Below are 15,532 nucleotides of genomic sequence, written 5' to 3'. Positions count from 1 at the left end.
TCCATGAAATTTGCCATCGTTGTCCTTTCTCCACCCCAGGCGCCTTCGGCGCGTCGGGCCCTGCGCTTCTGCGAGGCGCTGCTGGCCGGGGGTCACGAGCTGTCGCGCCTCTTTCTTTACCGCGACGGCGTCCATAACGCCTCTCACGCCCTGGTCAGTGGCCAGGACGAATCCGATCTGCCCGCCCGTTGGCGCGAGCTGATCGAACGCCACCAGATCGACGCCGTGGTCTGCATCGCCGCCGCCCTCAAGCGCGGGCTGCTGGACGAGAACGAAGCGCAGCGCTACGAACGTGAGGGCGCGGTGAACGTGCGGGCGCCCTGGCAGCTGTCCGGCCTGGGCCAGTTGCACGAGGCGGTGCAGGACGCCGATCGCCTGCTCTGCTTTGGAGGCGACTAGCATGGCCAGGAGTACTCTCGTCATCTCCCGCCAACCGGCCCTGAGCGGCCCCGGTCCGCGCGAGGCGCTGGATATCGTACTGGCCGGTGGTGCCTTCGAATTGCCCCTGGCGCTGCTGTTCGCGGGTCCTGGCGTAACCCAGCTGCTGGCGGCCGACAGTGCAGCCATCGAGCAGAAGGACCTGAGCGCCAACCTCTCTGCGCTGCCGCTGTTCGGTGTCGAGGCCATCTACGCTGAAGCCGCCGCCCTACACCGCCTGGGCATCACGCCGGAGCAGTTGCCCGCCTGGGTGACTCCGCTGGAGCCCGAGGGGCTGATGGCGCTGATCCACGACCATGACCAGGTGATTTCCATTTGACTACCCTGCACCTGTTTTCCCGCTCGCCGCTACTGGACGCCGGTGCCCTGGACGGCCTGAGCTGGGTCCGCGGCGAGGACACCGTTCTGCTCACCGGCGCTGCCGTCGAGGCCCTGCGCCCTGGCAGCGCGGCGGCGGAGTTGTTGACGCAACTCCCGGCCGAGACGGCCCTCTATGCCCTGGCGGAAGACGTCCAGGCGCGTCGCCTGCAACCCGAGCGGGCCGTGCCCCTGATCGACTACCCCACCTTCGTCGACCTGAGCGTGAGCTGCGCCAAGGTCATCAGCTGGACCTAGCCATGCCTCTCGACCTCGACCCCGAAGGCTATCTGCGCGACCTCTCCCAGTGGAGTCCCGAAGTAGCCCAGCAACTGGCACTCAAGGAAGGCATCGAGCTGACCGAGCGCCACTGGCAGGTGCTGCAGGCGCTGCGTGACTTCTACGCACAATTCCAGCTTTCACCAGCCAACCGGCCGCTGATCAAGTACATTGCCCAGACGCTGGGCCCGGATCTTGGCACCAGTCTGCAGCTCAACCTGCTGTTCAAGGGCGCGCCGGCCAAGCTCGGCGCCAAACTGGCCGGCCTGCCGAAACCGGATAATTGCCTATGACCCTCACCACGCCCGAAGAACACCCCTTCGCCGTCTATGTCCGGGCCCTGGGCAAGGGCAAGCGCGGCGCCCGCAGCCTGACCGAGGCCGAGGCGGAAATGGCCATGGGTCTGATCCTCGACGGCCAGGTGACCGAAGCCCAGCTCGGCGCCTTTCTCATGCTGCTCAGACACAAGGAAGAGAGCGCCGAGGAACTGGCTGGCTTTACCCGCGCCGTCCGGGCGCGGCTGCAGCCGCCAGGTTTCGCCGTCGATCTCGACTGGCCGTCCTACGCGGGCAAGAAGCGTCACCTGCCCTGGTACCTGCTGGCGGTGAAATGCCTGGCCGGCAGTGGCGTGCGGGTGGTCATGCATGGCGGTGGTACCCACACCGCGGGCCGGCTCTATACCGAACAGTGCCTGGCCGACCTGGGGATGCCGACCGCCACTGACTGGCAGGACGTCGACGCCCTGCTCGATCGCGGTCAGCCGGCCTTCCTGCCGCTGGCCGCCTGGATGCCGGCCCTGCAGCGGATGATCGATCTCAAGGCCGAGCTCGGCCTGCGCTCGCCGATCCACTCCCTGGTCCGGCTGCTCAACCCCAGCCAGGCGCGCTGCATCCTGCAGAGCATCTTCCATCCGGGTTACCAGGAGGTGCACCGCGAGGCCAGTCGTCTGCTGGGTGATGACAGCATCGTCATCAAGGGCGAAGGCGGTGAAGTCGAGCGCAATCCCGATGTCATCGCCCACCTCTACGGCACCCGTGGCGGCGAAGCCTGGGACGAAAGCTGGCCGACGCTGACCGAGCGTCGCCAGGTCAAGCCGGAGCGCCTCGATCCGGCCCTGCTCGCCGCCACCTGGCGCGGGGAAGCGGAAGACCCCTATGGGCGCCTGGCGGTCATCGCCACCCTGGCCGTAGCCCTGCGCGCGCTGGGCCAGGACCAGGCCAGCGCCCAGCGCGAAGCCGAGCGACGCTGGGAAGCGCGCGACCGGACGCTCTGACGTCGCCTCAGGAACCCGGAGCGGCTCCCCGGGTTCCTAACCGCAACGCAGCGGAGGATGACGATATGGGCTTGTTGGTCGATGGGCAGTGGCAGGACCGCTGGTACGACAATGGCAAGGATGGCCATTTCAAACGGGAAGAGGCCCAGCGTCGGGACTGGATCGCCCGCACCGAGCAAGCCATTCCGCAAGGCGCCTCGCGCTACGCCCCGGAAGCCGGGCGCTACCACCTCTATGTGTCCCTGGCCTGTCCCTGGGCCCACCGCACCCTGATCTATCGCCAGCTCAAGGGCCTCAGGGACCTGATCGGCGTCTCGGTGGTCAGCTGGCTGATGCGCGAGGAAGGCTGGACCTTCGACCTGGCCAAGGGCTCCAGTGGTGACGACCTCTATCACCTTGAGCGTCTCTACCAGCTCTATCAGCGCGACCAGGCCGACTACACCGGCCGAGTTACCGTGCCGGTGCTCTGGGATCGCCAGGAGGAGCGCATCGTCAGCAACGAATCCGCCGAGATCATCCGCATGTTCAACGGCGCCTTCGACGAGCTGACCGGCAATCGCCTGGACCTCTACCCGGAGGCCCTGCGCGGGCGCATCGACGCCCTCAACGAGCGCATCTATCCGACGGTCAACAACGGCGTCTACCGGGCTGGCTTCGCTACCACCCAGGAGGCCTACGAAGAGGCCTTCGACGAGGTCTTCGCCACCCTCGACGACCTGGAAAAGCTGCTGCAGACCCAGCGCTATCTCACCGGCGAATGGCTGACGGAAGCCGATTGGCGCCTGTTCACCACCCTGATTCGCTTCGACGCCGTTTACCACGGCCACTTCAAATGCAACCTGCGGCGCATCCGGGACTATCCGGCGCTACAGGGCTGGCTGAGGGAGCTGTATCAGTGGCCGGGGATCGCCGAGACCGTGGACTTCGAGCACATCAAGCACCACTACTACGGCAGCCATGCGCAGATCAATCCGACCGGTATCGTGCCCAAGGGGCCGGCCCTGGAGCTGGATCTGCCCCATGGCCGCGAGGCCCTGAGCAGTGCCGGCATCCAGGGCGCGGTCTGAGTGTCAGACCGTCGTCTGGGCGCCTTCGAACCAGGCCAGCTTCTCGCGTAGTGCCACCACTTCGCCGACGATCACCAGCGTCGGCGCGTGGACCTCATGCTCGGCAACCAGCTGCGGCAGATCCTGCAGGGTACCGGTGAATACCCGCTGATTGAGCGTGGTGCCCTGTTGCACCAACGCCGCCGGCGTTGCCGGATCCTTGCCATGGGCGATGAGTTGCTCGCAGATGGTGGGCAGTCCCACCAGGCCCATGTAGAACACCAGGGTCTGCCCCGGCGCCACCAGATCGGTCCAGGGCAGATCGGCCGAGCCGTCCTTGAGATGGCCGGTGACGAAGCGCACCGACTGGGCATGGTCCCTGTGGGTCAGGGGAATGCCGGCATAGGCCGCACAGCCACTGGCCGCGGTAATGCCCGGCACCACCTGGAAGGGAATGCCTTCGGCCGCCAGCTCCTCGATCTCCTCGCCCCCGCGACCGAAGATGAAGGGATCGCCTCCCTTCAATCGCAGGACCCGCTTGCCCTCCCGGGCCAGCTTGACCAGCAGGCGATTGAGATCATCCTGCGGCACCGCGTGCTCGGCGCGACGCTTGCCGACATAGATGCGATCGGCATCGCGCCGGCACATGTCGAGGATGGTTGGGGCCACCAGGCGGTCGTAGAGCACTACGTCGGCCTGCTGCATCAGCCGCAGGGCGCGGAAGGTCAGCAGATCCGGATCGCCGGGACCGGCGCCGACCAGATAGACCTCGCCGCGGAAGGTGGCGGTCTCGCTGGTCAGCTTGGCTTCCAGCAGCTGTTCGGCCGCCTGGGGCTGGCCGGAAAAGACCTTTTCCGCGACCTCGCCTTGGAACACCTCTTCCCAGAAGATCCGCCGCGCCTGCAGATCGGCGAAGCGCGTCTTCACCCGGGCGCGAAAGCGCTGGGCCAGTTGCGCCAGCTGCCCGTAGGTCGCCGGGATCCAGCTCTCCAGCTTGGCCCGCACCAGGCGCGCCAGCACCGGGGCGTCACCGCCGCTGGAGATGGCGATTACCAGGGGCGACCGATCGACGATGGCCGGGAAGATCACGGTGCACAGCTTCGGCGCATCCACCGCGTTGACCGGCAGGCCCAGGGCCTGGGCGTCGTGGGACACCCTCTCGTTGACCTCGTCATCGTCGGTGGCCGCGATCACCAGGCAATGCCCGGCGAGATGGTCCGCCGCATAGCGCTCGACCCGGCAACTACCGCCCCGCGCCTCGACGAAGGCGCGCACCTCAGGCTCGATCTCCGGCGCCACCAGGGTGATGAGCGCGCCGGCTTCGGCCAGCAGCACGCTCTTGCGCAGGGCGATATCGCCCCCGCCGATCACCAGTACCGGACGGCCGTCGAGCTTGTGGAAGAGCGGCAGGTAGTCCATCAGCCGATGACCTCGAGGCCACCCATGTAGGGCTTGAGGACGTCGGGAACGCGGATGCTGCCATCGGCCTGCTGATAGTTCTCCAGCACGGCGACCAGGGTACGACCCACGGCCAAGCCGGAGCCGTTGAGGGTATGCACCAGCTCGGGCTTGCCCTCGGCATTGCGATAGCGGGCCTGCATGCGGCGCGCCTGGAAGTCACCGCAGTTGGAGCAGGACGAGATCTCGCGATACTTGCCCTGGCTCGGCACCCAGACTTCCAGGTCGTAGGTCTTGGTGGCGCCGAAGCCCATGTCGCCGGTGCACAGCGACAGCACCCGGTAGGGGAGCTCCAGGCGCTGCAGTACGGTTTCGGCGTGGCCGGTCAGCTCTTCCAGGGCCTGGAAGGAGGTGCTCGGCTCGACGATATGGACCATCTCCACCTTGTCGAACTGGTGCTGACGGATCATGCCGCGGGTGTCGCGCCCCGAGGCCCCGGCTTCGCTGCGGAAGCAGGGGGTATGGGCGGTGAACTTGAGCGGCAGACGCTTGGCGTCGAGGATCTGGCCGGCGACCAGGTTGGTCAGGGTGACCTCGGCGGTGGGGATCAGGTAGAGATCGCTCTCCCCTTCGCGGCCGATCTTGAACAGGTCTTCCTCGAACTTGGGCAGCTGACCGGTGCCCTGCAGGGTTTCGGCCTGCACCAGGTAGGGCGTATAGGTCTCTTCGTAGCCGTGCTCGCCGGTGTGCAGGTTGAGCATGAACTGCGCCAGCGCCCGATGCAGGCGGGCGATGGGGCCACGCATCACGGCGAAGCGGGCGCCGGAGAAACGCGCAGCGGTCTCGAGGTCCAGCCAGCCGTGGGTCTCGCCCAGGGCGACGTGATCCTTGATCTCGAAGTCGAACTCACGCGGCGTGCCCCAGCGACGGACTTCGACGTTGTCGTCTTCGTCCTTGCCGACCGGCACCGAGGCGTCGGGCAGGTTGGGCAGGCCCAGCAGCAGGGCATCCAGCTCGCCCTGGACCAGATCCAGCTCGCGCTTGGCTTCTTCCAGTTCGCTGCCCATGCGATCGACCTCGGCCAGCAACGGCGCGATGTCTTCACCGCGCGCCTTGGCCTGGCCGATCCCCTTGGAGCGGGCATTGCGCTCGGCCTGCAGGGTCTCGGTGCGGGTCTGCACGGCCTTGCGACGAGCTTCCAGCGACTCCACCAGGCTGACGTCCAGGACGTAGCCACGGGTCGCCAGACGTGCGGCCACCTCCTCGGTTTGGGTGCGAACCAGTTTCGAATCAAGCATGTCCGTTTCTCTTGCTTAGGAATGGGGGCAACGGCGCGGGCGGGGGGTCAGGAACGCCGCCGGCGCTGGCGCGGGCTGGACCGGTCGAGGTCCGCCAGGTGCTGCAGTTTATCGCGGATCTTCAGCTCCAGCCCACGGGGAACCGGCTCATAGTAGCGGCGCGGCTCGAGCTCTTCGGGAAAGTAGTCCTCGCCCGCGGCATAGGCCTCAGGCTCATCGTGGGCATAGCGGTATTCGTCGCCGTAGCCAAGATTCTTCATCAGCTTGGTCGGCGCGTTGCGCAGGTGCAGTGGCACCTCGCGCGAGCCGTTCTGGCGCACATCGGCCAGGGCGGCCTTGTAGCCCAGGTAGACGGCATTGCTCTTGGGCGCGCAGGCCAGATAGACGATCGCCTGGGCGATGGCCAGCTCGCCTTCCGGACTGCCCAGGCGCTCCTGGACGTCCCAGGCGTCCAGGCACAGGCTCAGAGCGCGCGGATCGGCGTTGCCGATGTCTTCGCTCGCCATGCGCACCACTCGCCGGGCGATGTACAGCGCATCGCAGCCACCGTCGATCATCCGCGCGAACCAGTAGAGGGCACCATCGGGATTCGAGCCCCGCACCGATTTGTGCAGCGCCGAGATCTGGTCGTAGAAGGCCTCGCCCCCCTTGTCGAAGCGCCTGCGCTGATCGCCCAGCAGACTCTGGAACAGCTCGGCGTCCAGGACGCCGCCATCCTCGGCCAGGTCCGCGGCGTTCTCCAGCAGGTTGAGCAGTCGGCGACCGTCGCCATCGGCGGCGGCCAGCAGCAGCGCCAGGGCGTCGTCGGGCAGACTCAGCTGGCGCTCGCCCAGGCCCTTGGCGCTGGTCAGGGCGCGGCGTGCCAGGCCGGCGAGGGCCTCGTCGTCCAGGCTCTTGAGCACATAGACCCGCGCTCGCGAAAGCAGCGCGTTGTTGAGCTCGAAGGAGGGATTCTCGGTGGTCGCCCCGATGAAGATCAGGGTGCCATCCTCGACATAGGGCAGAAAGGCGTCCTGCTGCGACTTGTTGAAGCGATGCACCTCGTCGACGAAGAGGATGGTACGGCGGCGATACTGGGCGGCCTGCTGCTTGGCCACCTCCACCGCGTGGCGGATCTCCTTGACCCCGGAGAGCACCGCCGACAGCGTTTCGAAATGGGCATCGGAGACCTGCGCCAGCAGCCGCGCCAGGGTGGTCTTGCCCACCCCGGGCGGCCCCCAGAAGATCATCGAATGCAGCGCACCCTGCTCCAGCGCCTCGCGCAGGGGCTTGCCCCGCGCCAGCAGGTGCTGCTGACCCGCGTATTCATCGAGGGTCTCGGGACGCATGCGGGCAGCCAAGGGCTGCCCGACGGGTGCGGTGCTGAAGAGATCCATGGGGTGCGATCACTCCTGGATGACGTCGGCTCCCTTGGGTACCTGGAAGGTGAACTGGGACGCGGCCACCGGCTCGTTGAGCTTGACGTTGAAGAAGAGGATGTTGGTTCTCTGACCGGCACCGTCGATCAACTGCATGTCGTTGATCACGCCGTTGCGGAACGACAGCCGCAGGCTGTCGAACAGGGTGTCCTTGGTCTTGGGCTTGAGTACGAAGTCGACGACGTTGCCGGCGTCCTTGCTGGTGACGTCGAAGCTGCTTTCGATCTTGGAGATGTCACCCGACAGGAGCAGCGCCGGCGTCTGGGTCAGGCGCAGGTCCAGCTTGCGAATGGTGACCTGCTCCAGGTCCGGGTCGTACAGCCAGACCTGCTTGCCATCGGACACCAGCAGCTGCTCCTGGGGGGCATCGGAATGCCAGCGGAACAGCCCGGGACGCTTGAGGCTCATGTTGCCGGCGGTTTCCTGCAGGCGGGTACCCGAGCCATCCAGCGTCAGTTGCGAAAAGCGCGCGGTCAGGGTCTGGGCCTTGTCCAGCAGTTGCGACAGGCGACCCACCGACGCCTGGTCGGCATGGGCGGAAAAGCTTACGGCGGCCAAGGCGGCCAGGGCGAAGCAACGCAGCTTGTGCATCGAGGTCCTCATGGATGTCAGTCTCTCACCGGAGCAGGCGCTGTGACCTCACGCGAGCCGTTGGTGTTCATGGGCGATACGACACCGGCCATTTCCATGGTTTCGATCATGCGTGCCGCCCGGTTGTAACCGATCTTGAGCTTGCGCTGGACCGCGGAGATGGAAGCCCGGCGACTCTCGGTGACGAAGCGCACCGCTTCGTCGTAGAGCGGATCGTCCTCGTCGCTCTCGCCGCCTTCGCCACCACCCCCCTCGAAGCCTGCCCCGCCGCCCTCGTCCGGGCCGCTGAGGATGTCTTCGATGTAGTCGGGGGCGCCGCGCTCCTTCCAGGCCTCGACCACGCGATGGACCTCGTCGTCGGACACGAAGGCGCCGTGGACGCGAATCGGCAGGCCGGTACCCGGCGGCAGATAGAGCATGTCACCGTGACCAAGCAGCTGTTCGGCGCCGCCCTGGTCGAGAATGGTCCGGGAGTCGATCTTGCTCGACACCTGGAAGGCCATCCGCGTCGGGATGTTGGCCTTGATCAGACCGGTGATGACGTCCACCGATGGACGCTGGGTGGCCAGGATCAGGTGGATGCCGGCCGCTCGCGCCTTCTGCGCGATCCGCGCGATCAGCTCTTCGACCTTCTTGCCGACGATCATCATCATGTCGGCGAATTCGTCCACCACCACCACGATGGTCGGCAGGGTCTTCAGCAGCGGCGCCTCGTCGTCCATGCTCTCGCGACGATAGAGCGGATCGGTCAGCGGAGTGCCCGCTTCCTCGGCGTCCTTCACCTTGCGGTTGAAGCCGGCCAGGTTACGCACGCCCATGGCCGCCATCAGCTTGTAGCGCCGCTCCATCTCCGCCACGCTCCAGCGCAGGGCGTTGGCGGCTTCCTTCATGTCGGTGACCACCGGACAGAGCAGGTGCGGAATGCCCTCGTAGATCGAGAGTTCCAGCATCTTGGGATCGATCATGATCAACCGCGCGTCTTCCGGGCTGGACTTGAACAGGATCGACAGCAGCATGGCGTTCACGCCCACCGACTTACCGGAGCCGGTGGTACCGGCGACCAGCAGGTGCGGCATCTTGGCCAGGTCGGTGATCACCGGCTTGCCGCCGATGTCGTGACCCAGGGCCAGGGTGACGGGCGACTTGGCCGCGGCATACTCGGGCGATTCGAGCACCTCGGAGAAGCGCACCATCTGGCGATCCTCGTTGGGAATCTCGATACCCACGGTGGTCTTGCCGGGAATGACTTCCACCACCCGGACGCTGAACACGGCGAGGGAGCGCGCCAGGTCCTTGGCCAGGTTGGAGATGCGACTGACCTTGACCCCGGCCGCCGGCTGGATCTCGAAGCGGGTGATCACCGGGCCGGGATGGACGCTTTCGACCAGTACCTCGACGCCGAACTCCTTGAGCTTGACCTCCAGCAGGCGCGACATGTTTTCGAGGAATTCCGGCGAGTAGCTCTGCTGTTTCTTCTCGGCGCGATCCAGGATCGACAGCGGCGGCAGGGTGCCCTCCAGGTCCGCATCGACACGGGTGACGGCGGCTGCCGGCGCATAAGGCGCAGGGGCTGGCGCCGGCGCAGCCTTGCGCGGCGGCGGGCTGGGCATGGCCACGCTGGCAGCCGCCGCGACGGGCGTGGCAGCTACAGGGGCGGGCTCCGCCGGCTCGGCGACGAAGCGACTAGGCGCCGGCATCTCGATGCGCGGCGCGGCGCGCTCGACCCGCGGCGGGGGCGCGATGTCGAGCAGGTCGTCGAGGTCTTCGTCGGCGACCGGAACCGGCACGTCGCGCGCCTTGCTCTTGCGGGCGACCGGCGGCGACACCGGCTCGTCGAAGCCGTCCAGCTCCGGAGCCTGACGGCGACCGCCGGCCAGGCGGCTGAAGCCACCCTGCACCAGATCCAGCAGATCGAGCACGACCTTGCCGGTGAAATCCATCACCTTGAACCAGGACAGGTCGGTGAAGACGGTGAGCCCCAGCAGGAACAGCGCGAGGAACAGCAGCGTGCTGCCCTGGACATTGAGGGCGGCGACCGACAGCTGCCCGAGGCTTTCGCCCAGCGCGCCGCCGGCGGACGCCGGCAGCGCCGAGGCCGCATGGAAATGGATATAGGCCAGTACCGAACCCGAGATCACCAGCAGCACCAGGCCGGTCAGCCGCCAGGAAAACAGCCAGCCGCTCCATTCCCAGGGCAGATGCCGCTTGCGGAAGATCTGCCAGGTCTTGACGGCGAGCAGTACGGGAAACACAAAGGCGAAATAGCCGAGGGCCATGAACAGCACGTCGGCCAGCCAGGCGCCGGCGCGGCCCGCGGTGTTATGGACCTGATCGATGCGACTGGTGTGGGTCCAGCCCGGATCGGAGGGGTCGTAGCTCAGCAGAGCCATGAGCAGATACAGGCACAAGGCGGCCAGTGCGATGAGCACCACCTCCTTGAGACGATAATGCAGATGCTCACGCCATTGGTTGACGTGGCTGACAGAACTGGATTGCTTCAAGCGCGCTTTTCCCGCACACGGAACGTGTGACCGTGAATCAAAAACAGTGCGCCATTCTAGATCGCCCGGGCCCTGCTTCTACAGTCCCACGGCGAAACATGGCACGATAGCGGCCGGCCGTACCGGAACCGCCTTCAGGCACAACATTGGAGCATTCTTTCGTTGTCCTGACAAAGAGTTATGACGATTTCTTGAGCTTGTTACGCACAAGCGGCACAGCTTCGGCTCCACCCATCAGAAGGCGCCCTCCCCTACCATGGTGAAATGGCTGACCCGCGAAAGCCCTGACTTTCCGCCGCTGCAGCAGGCGCTACGCGAACCCAACGGCCTGCTGGCCATCGGCGGCGACCTGAGTGCGGCGCGCCTGATCAGCGCCTATCGACATGGCTGCTTTCCCTGGTACCAGGCCGGCCAGCCCCTGCTCTGGTGGTCGCCGGATCCGCGGACGGTGCTTTTTCCGCCGGATCTGCACGTTTCCCGCAGCCTGGCCAAGACTCTGCGCAAGACGCCGCTGCGGGTCACCTACGACCAGGCATTCGAGCGGGTGATCCTGGCCTGCGCCGGTCCGCGCCGCGATGCGGACGGCACCTGGATCACCGCGGAGATGCGTCAGGCGTACCAGCAGTTGCACACCCAGGGCTGGGCCCACTCCGTGGAGGTCTGGGACGGCGACCAGCTCGTCGGCGGCCTCTATGGCATCGCCATGGGCAAGCTGTTCTTCGGCGAATCCATGTTCAGCCACGTCGACAACGCCTCCAAGATCGGCTTCGTGACCCTGGTCCGGGACCTAGCGGCCTGGGGCTTCGTGATGATCGACTGCCAGATGCAAACCGCACATCTGCAGAGTCTCGGCGCGAGCTGTCTCTCTCGGGAACGCTTTGCCGAATACCTGGCCAAATACCTGGATCAGGCCAGCATGGCCGCCTGGCCTACCTCCTGCGGGTGACTTACACTCAGGCTAGGCTTATGTAGAGGTTCGACATGACCGAGCTGGCGAGACTCAAGTTCTACGCAACCCAGCCTCACGCTTGCAGTTACCTGCCCAACGAGCAGGCGACCACGCTGTTTCTCGACCCCTCGCAGCCCATGAACGGCCAGATCTACGCGGAGTTGTCCGAACTGGGCTTCCGCCGCAGTGGCGACCACCTCTATCGCCCTCACTGCCAGCTCTGCAAGGCCTGTGTCCCCGCCCGCATTCCCGTCGCCCGCTTTCGCCCCAGCCGCAAGCAGAATCGCGTCCTCAAGCGCAACCTCGACATCAAGGTCAGCCGCTGCGACCCGGGCTTCACCGAAGAACGCTATCAGCTGTACGCCCGCTACATCAGCGAGCGGCACGCCGACGGCGACATGTTCCCGCCGAGTCGCGGCCAGTTCTCCACCTTCCTGGTCAGCAACCTGCCCTACGCCTTCTTCTATGAGATGCGGGTGGAAGATCGTCTGATCGGAATCGCCGTCACCGATGTCCTGCCCAACGGCATGTCGGCCGTCTATACCTTCTACGATCCCAGCGAGGAGAAGCGCAGCCTCGGCGTCTTCGGCATCCTCTGGCAGATCGCGGAATCCCGGCGCCTCGGCCTGGATGCGGTTTATCTCGGTTACTGGATCAAAGGGTGTCGCAAGATGTCCTATAAGACCGAGTATCGCCCCATCGAGCTCTTCGTCAATCAGCGCTGGGTCGCCCTGGCCTGACGAAATAGCGCTTTTTCTGAATTTCTGTCAGAATATGGGCCTTTTTCGCCCGGACTGCTCTGGGCCTATCTTGTCACCGAGGGCTTTTCTATATATGTCGAAAGAAGACAGCTTCGAAATGGAAGGTACTGTCGTCGACACCCTGCCCAACACCATGTTTCGCGTGGAGTTGGAAAATGGGCACGTCGTCACCGCGCACATCTCCGGAAAGATGCGTAAGAACTACATCCGCATCCTCACGGGGGACAAGGTTCGCGTGGAGCTGACGCCTTACGATCTGAGCAAGGGCCGGATCACCTACCGCGCGCGTTAAGCGAATCCTTTCATGAAAAAGCCCGGCGATGCCGGGCTTTTTCATGAGCGATTGTAAACCGCGACCTGCCCTCAGGCAGGTTCGGCCGTGGTCTCGAACTCGAACTCCAGCTCGTCGTTCACCGCATCGATGTGCACGATACCACCATGGTCGGCCAGGTCGCCAAACAGGATCTGCTCGGCCAGCGGCCGCTTGATCTTGTCCTGGATGAGGCGCGCCATGGGACGAGCACCCATCTGCACGTCATAACCACGCTCTGCCAGCCAGCCACGGGCCGCATCGCTGACCTCGAGCTGTACACGCTTGTCCTCGAGTTGCGCCTGGAGTTCGGTGAGGAACTTGTCGACGATGCTCTTGATGACTTCGGTGCTCAGTCGGCCGAACTGGATGATGGTATCCAGACGGTTGCGGAACTCCGGCGTGAAGCTCTTCTTGATGACTTCCATGGCATCCGTGGTGTGATCCTGCAGCGTGAAGCCGATGGAGGCACGGGATGCGGTTTCGGCACCGGCGTTGGTGGTCAGGATCAGGATCACGTTGCGGAAGTCGGCCTTGCGACCGTTGTTGTCCGTCAGGGTGCCATGGTCCATGACCTGCAGGAGCAGGTTGAACACCTCGGGGTGGGCCTTCTCGATCTCGTCGAGCAGGAGCACGCAGTGCGGCGTCTTGGTGATGGCCTCGGTCAGCAGGCCACCCTGGTCGAAACCGACATAGCCGGGGGGCGCACCGATCAGCCGGGACACGGTATGCCGCTCCATGTACTCGGACATGTCGAAGCGCACCAGCTCCACACCCATGGCCTTGGCCAGCTGCCGCGCCACCTCGGTCTTGCCCACGCCGGTGGGACCTGCGAAGAGGAAGGAACCGACCGGCTTGTCCGGCGACTTCAGACCGGCACGGGACAGCTTGATGGCAGTGGACAGGGATTCGATCGCCAGGTCCTGACCGAACACGGTCAGCTTGAGGTCACGCTCCAGGTTGCGCAGCAGCTCCTTGTCGGAACTGTTGACGGTCTTGGGGGGAATCCGCGCGATCTTGGCGACGATGTCCTCGACCTGCTGCACGTCGATGCGCTCGGCGCGCCGATCCTCGGGCTGCAGGCGCTGATAGGCGCCGGCTTCGTCGATGACGTCGATGGCCTTGTCAGGCATGTGGCGGTCGTTGATGTAGCGGGCGGCCAGCTCGGCTGCCGCACGCAGCGCCTCATCGGTGTACTCGATGTGGTGATGCTGCTCGAAGCGCCCCTTGAGGCCACGCAGGATGCCGTAGGTGTCGTCCACCGAGGGCTCGACCACGTCGACCTTCTGGAAGCGCCGAGCCAGTGCCCGGTCCTTTTCGAAGATGCCGCGGAATTCCTGGAAGGTGGTGGAGCCGATGCAACGGATCTCGCCGGAGGACAGCAGCGGCTTGAGCAGGTTGGAGGCATCCATCACTCCGCCCGAGGCCGCGCCGGCACCGATGATGGTGTGGATCTCGTCAATGAAGAGCACGGCATGGGGCCGCTTCTTCAGCTCGGCCAGCAGGGCCTTGAATCTCTTCTCGAAGTCGCCACGGTACTTGGTGCCGGCCAGCAGGGCACCGAGGTCCAGGGAGTAGACCACGCTGTCCGCCAGCAGGTCGGGGACCTGACCGTCGACGATGCGCTTGGCCAGGCCTTCGGCGATGGCGGTCTTGCCGACCCCGGCCTCACCCACCAGCAGCGGATTGTTCTTGCGACGCCGGGCGAGGATCTGGGCAACGCGCTCGACTTCGTGCTCGCGGCCGACCAGTGGATCGATGCGGCCCTGCCGCGCCTGCTCGTTGAGGTTGCTGGCGTAGGCTTCGAGCGGATTGTTGGAGGAACTGGGCTCGGCACCCTCCTCCTCGGCGGCGTCCTGATCCTGTTCGGCTTCAGGGGCGGCGCCGGGCACCTTGGAGATGCCGTGGGCGATGAAGTTGACCACGTCGATCCGCGCCACGCTCTGCTGCTTGAGCAGGAACACCGCCTGGCTTTCCTGTTCGCTGAAGATGGCCACCAGGACGTTGGCCCCGGTCACTTCGCGCTTGCCCGAGCTCTGCACGTGGAAGACCGCACGCTGCAGGACCCGCTGGAAGCCCAGCGTCGGTTGCGTTTCGCGCTCGTCATCCTGCTGTGGAATCAGGGGCGTGGTGGAATCTATGAATTCCAACAGATCGCGACGAAGGCGATCGATGTTGGCGCCGCAGGCTCTCAACACGGTGGCGGCCGCTTCGTTGTCCAGCAGCGCCAGCAGGAGGTGCTCAACGGTCATGAATTCATGACGCTTCGTCCTCGCCTCCTTGAAGGCGAGATTCAGGGTGACTTCGAGCTCACGATTCAACATAGCTTCACCTCATAGCCCAAGCAGCACAGTAGCCCAAGCAGCACAGTAGCCCAAGCAGCACAGATCTAACTTTCGATTTCGATTTCACACAGCAGCGGGTGGTTGCACTCCCTCGCATATTGATTGACTTGCATGGCCTTGGTTTCAGCGACATCGCGAGTAAATGTTCCGCAGACCGCCTTTCCCTGAGTATGCACAGTGAGCATCACCTGGGTAGCCGCTTCGCGGTTCATGCTGAAGTAGCGTTCCAGCACCTCGACGACGAACTCCATCGGGGTGTAGTCATCGTTATACATCAGAACGCGATATCTGGCTGGCCGTTTTAGTGCAGGTTTGGCTTCCTGCACCGCCAGGCCACCGTTGTCGCCGTCCTGATGTTCGTTGTCGTCCGCCGCCAGTCGGATGGGGTCGATTACACGCATTCTGATCGATTCCGAATTACGGGATGAATAGCAGGAAAAAAAGAGCTTGATCCACGTCTCAGCCGCCTAGTGCCTTGCCTTGACTAAGACTGAAAGGGTGTTACAAACATCCTGTACCCGACGAGGTACCAAGGGTTCCGTTGTAGTGGCGTCTGTGTGGATTCACT

General features: G+C 65.1%; 16 protein-coding genes. 9 read left to right on the top strand and 7 right to left on the bottom strand.

Annotated elements, in window-relative coordinates; translation table 11 throughout:
• Nucleotides 1–3: 3 nt before the first annotated feature.
• The 6 genes from tusD to QKY98_RS22125 all read left to right on the top strand — a co-directional run bounded on the left by tusD (nucleotide 4) and on the right by QKY98_RS22125 (nucleotide 3,414).
• The gene (gene tusD, locus QKY98_RS22150) at nucleotides 4–399 is read left to right on the top strand and encodes a sulfurtransferase complex subunit TusD (RefSeq protein WP_074585135.1); all 396 of its coding nucleotides are present in this window, start codon (nucleotides 4–6) and stop codon (nucleotides 397–399) included.
• A 1-nt stretch (nucleotide 400) separates the two neighbouring features.
• Nucleotides 401–757, top strand: coding sequence for a sulfurtransferase complex subunit TusC (tusC, locus tag QKY98_RS22145; protein WP_007162311.1), 357 nt, complete (start codon nucleotides 401–403; stop codon nucleotides 755–757).
• Nucleotides 754–1,053 (top strand): sulfurtransferase complex subunit TusB, encoded by a 300-nt coding sequence (gene tusB / locus QKY98_RS22140; RefSeq protein ID WP_007162310.1) that lies wholly within the window; start codon nucleotides 754–756, stop codon nucleotides 1,051–1,053. The genes tusC and tusB overlap by 4 nt, the downstream gene beginning before the upstream one ends.
• A gap of 2 nt (nucleotides 1,054–1,055) precedes the next feature.
• Nucleotides 1,056–1,367 carry a TusE/DsrC/DsvC family sulfur relay protein gene (locus QKY98_RS22135; RefSeq protein WP_007162309.1) on the top strand — a complete coding sequence of 104 codons (312 nt, stop codon included), beginning with the start codon at nucleotides 1,056–1,058 and terminating at the stop codon, nucleotides 1,365–1,367.
• The gene (locus QKY98_RS22130; protein WP_284671604.1) at nucleotides 1,364–2,347 is read left to right on the top strand and encodes a glycosyl transferase family protein; all 984 of its coding nucleotides are present in this window, start codon (nucleotides 1,364–1,366) and stop codon (nucleotides 2,345–2,347) included. Before QKY98_RS22135 ends, QKY98_RS22130 begins: the two co-directional genes overlap by 4 nt.
• A 65-nt stretch (nucleotides 2,348–2,412) precedes the next feature.
• Nucleotides 2,413–3,414 (top strand): glutathione S-transferase family protein, encoded by a 1,002-nt coding sequence (locus QKY98_RS22125; protein ID WP_284671603.1) that lies wholly within the window; start codon nucleotides 2,413–2,415, stop codon nucleotides 3,412–3,414.
• Between the two features lie 3 nt (nucleotides 3,415–3,417).
• Here the strand turns inward: QKY98_RS22125 and cysG are convergent, their stop codons facing one another.
• From cysG to QKY98_RS22100, 5 genes are read right to left on the bottom strand one after another with little or no spacing between them, the layout of a single operon-like run.
• Nucleotides 3,418–4,812: a siroheme synthase CysG gene (cysG, locus tag QKY98_RS22120; protein ID WP_007162306.1), complete on the bottom strand. Its 1,395-nt coding sequence runs from the start codon at nucleotides 4,810–4,812 to the stop codon at nucleotides 3,418–3,420.
• Nucleotides 4,812–6,089 (bottom strand): serine--tRNA ligase, encoded by a 1,278-nt coding sequence (gene serS, locus QKY98_RS22115; protein ID WP_284671602.1) that lies wholly within the window; start codon nucleotides 6,087–6,089, stop codon nucleotides 4,812–4,814. Before serS ends, cysG begins: the two co-directional genes overlap by 1 nt.
• A gap of 47 nt (nucleotides 6,090–6,136) precedes the next feature.
• Nucleotides 6,137–7,465: a replication-associated recombination protein A gene (locus QKY98_RS22110; protein WP_027597796.1), complete on the bottom strand. Its 1,329-nt coding sequence runs from the start codon at nucleotides 7,463–7,465 to the stop codon at nucleotides 6,137–6,139.
• A gap of 9 nt (nucleotides 7,466–7,474) precedes the next feature.
• Complete coding sequence (lolA, locus tag QKY98_RS22105) at nucleotides 7,475–8,098, bottom strand: outer membrane lipoprotein periplasmic chaperone LolA (protein ID WP_007162303.1); 624 nt, start codon at nucleotides 8,096–8,098, stop codon at nucleotides 7,475–7,477.
• 17 nt (nucleotides 8,099–8,115) lie between these two features.
• On the bottom strand, nucleotides 8,116–10,599 hold the full coding sequence (locus QKY98_RS22100) for a DNA translocase FtsK (protein ID WP_144957505.1): 2,484 nt from the start codon (nucleotides 10,597–10,599) through the stop codon (nucleotides 8,116–8,118).
• Nucleotides 10,600–10,855: 256 nt separating this feature from the next.
• Here QKY98_RS22100 and aat point away from each other — a divergent pair, with 256 nt between their 5' ends.
• The 3 genes from aat to infA all read left to right on the top strand — a co-directional run bounded on the left by aat (nucleotide 10,856) and on the right by infA (nucleotide 12,601).
• Nucleotides 10,856–11,545: a leucyl/phenylalanyl-tRNA--protein transferase gene (gene aat, locus QKY98_RS22095; RefSeq protein ID WP_027597794.1), complete on the top strand. Its 690-nt coding sequence runs from the start codon at nucleotides 10,856–10,858 to the stop codon at nucleotides 11,543–11,545.
• Nucleotides 11,546–11,580: 35 nt separating this feature from the next.
• Entirely contained in the window at nucleotides 11,581–12,288 is a 708-nt protein-coding gene (locus tag QKY98_RS22090; protein WP_007162300.1) for an arginyltransferase, read from the top strand.
• Between the two features lie 94 nt (nucleotides 12,289–12,382).
• Nucleotides 12,383–12,601, top strand: coding sequence for a translation initiation factor IF-1 (gene infA, locus QKY98_RS22085; RefSeq protein WP_002553999.1), 219 nt, complete (start codon nucleotides 12,383–12,385; stop codon nucleotides 12,599–12,601).
• Nucleotides 12,602–12,672: 71 nt separating this feature from the next.
• Here the strand turns inward: infA and clpA are convergent, their stop codons facing one another.
• Nucleotides 12,673–14,943, bottom strand: coding sequence for an ATP-dependent Clp protease ATP-binding subunit ClpA (gene clpA, locus QKY98_RS22080; RefSeq protein ID WP_007162299.1), 2,271 nt, complete (start codon nucleotides 14,941–14,943; stop codon nucleotides 12,673–12,675).
• A gap of 65 nt (nucleotides 14,944–15,008) precedes the next feature.
• Nucleotides 15,009–15,365, bottom strand: coding sequence for an ATP-dependent Clp protease adapter ClpS (gene clpS, locus QKY98_RS22075; RefSeq protein WP_007162298.1), 357 nt, complete (start codon nucleotides 15,363–15,365; stop codon nucleotides 15,009–15,011).
• Nucleotides 15,366–15,532: the final 167 nt, after the last annotated feature.

The organism is Pseudomonas sp. HR1, assembly GCF_030175875.1.
GTDB lineage: Bacteria > Pseudomonadota > Gammaproteobacteria > Pseudomonadales > Pseudomonadaceae > Chryseomonas > Chryseomonas oryzihabitans.
This window is presented reverse-complemented; position numbering and strand designations above follow the sequence as displayed.

Excerpts from the sequence above, each read along its gene's own strand:
- tusD (WP_074585135.1), top strand. The coding sequence starts at position 4 with ATGAAATTTGCCATCGTTGTCCTTTCTCCACCCCAGGCGCCTTCGGCG.
- tusC (WP_007162311.1), top strand. The coding sequence starts at position 401 with ATGGCCAGGAGTACTCTCGTCATCTCCCGCCAACCGGCCCTGAGCGGC.
- QKY98_RS22135 (WP_007162309.1), top strand. The coding sequence starts at position 1,056 with ATGCCTCTCGACCTCGACCCCGAAGGCTATCTGCGCGACCTCTCCCAG.
- QKY98_RS22130 (WP_284671604.1), top strand. The coding sequence starts at position 1,364 with ATGACCCTCACCACGCCCGAAGAACACCCCTTCGCCGTCTATGTCCGG.
- QKY98_RS22125 (WP_284671603.1), top strand. The coding sequence starts at position 2,413 with ATGGGCTTGTTGGTCGATGGGCAGTGGCAGGACCGCTGGTACGACAAT.
- cysG (WP_007162306.1), bottom strand. The coding sequence starts at position 4,812 with ATGGACTACCTGCCGCTCTTCCACAAGCTCGACGGCCGTCCGGTACTG.
- serS (WP_284671602.1), bottom strand. The coding sequence starts at position 6,089 with ATGCTTGATTCGAAACTGGTTCGCACCCAAACCGAGGAGGTGGCCGCA.
- QKY98_RS22110 (WP_027597796.1), bottom strand. The coding sequence starts at position 7,465 with ATGGATCTCTTCAGCACCGCACCCGTCGGGCAGCCCTTGGCTGCCCGC.
- lolA (WP_007162303.1), bottom strand. The coding sequence starts at position 8,098 with ATGCACAAGCTGCGTTGCTTCGCCCTGGCCGCCTTGGCCGCCGTAAGC.
- aat (WP_027597794.1), top strand. The coding sequence starts at position 10,856 with ATGGTGAAATGGCTGACCCGCGAAAGCCCTGACTTTCCGCCGCTGCAG.
- QKY98_RS22090 (WP_007162300.1), top strand. The coding sequence starts at position 11,581 with ATGACCGAGCTGGCGAGACTCAAGTTCTACGCAACCCAGCCTCACGCT.
- infA (WP_002553999.1), top strand. The coding sequence starts at position 12,383 with ATGTCGAAAGAAGACAGCTTCGAAATGGAAGGTACTGTCGTCGACACC.
- clpA (WP_007162299.1), bottom strand. The coding sequence starts at position 14,943 with ATGTTGAATCGTGAGCTCGAAGTCACCCTGAATCTCGCCTTCAAGGAG.
- clpS (WP_007162298.1), bottom strand. The coding sequence starts at position 15,365 with ATGCGTGTAATCGACCCCATCCGACTGGCGGCGGACGACAACGAACAT.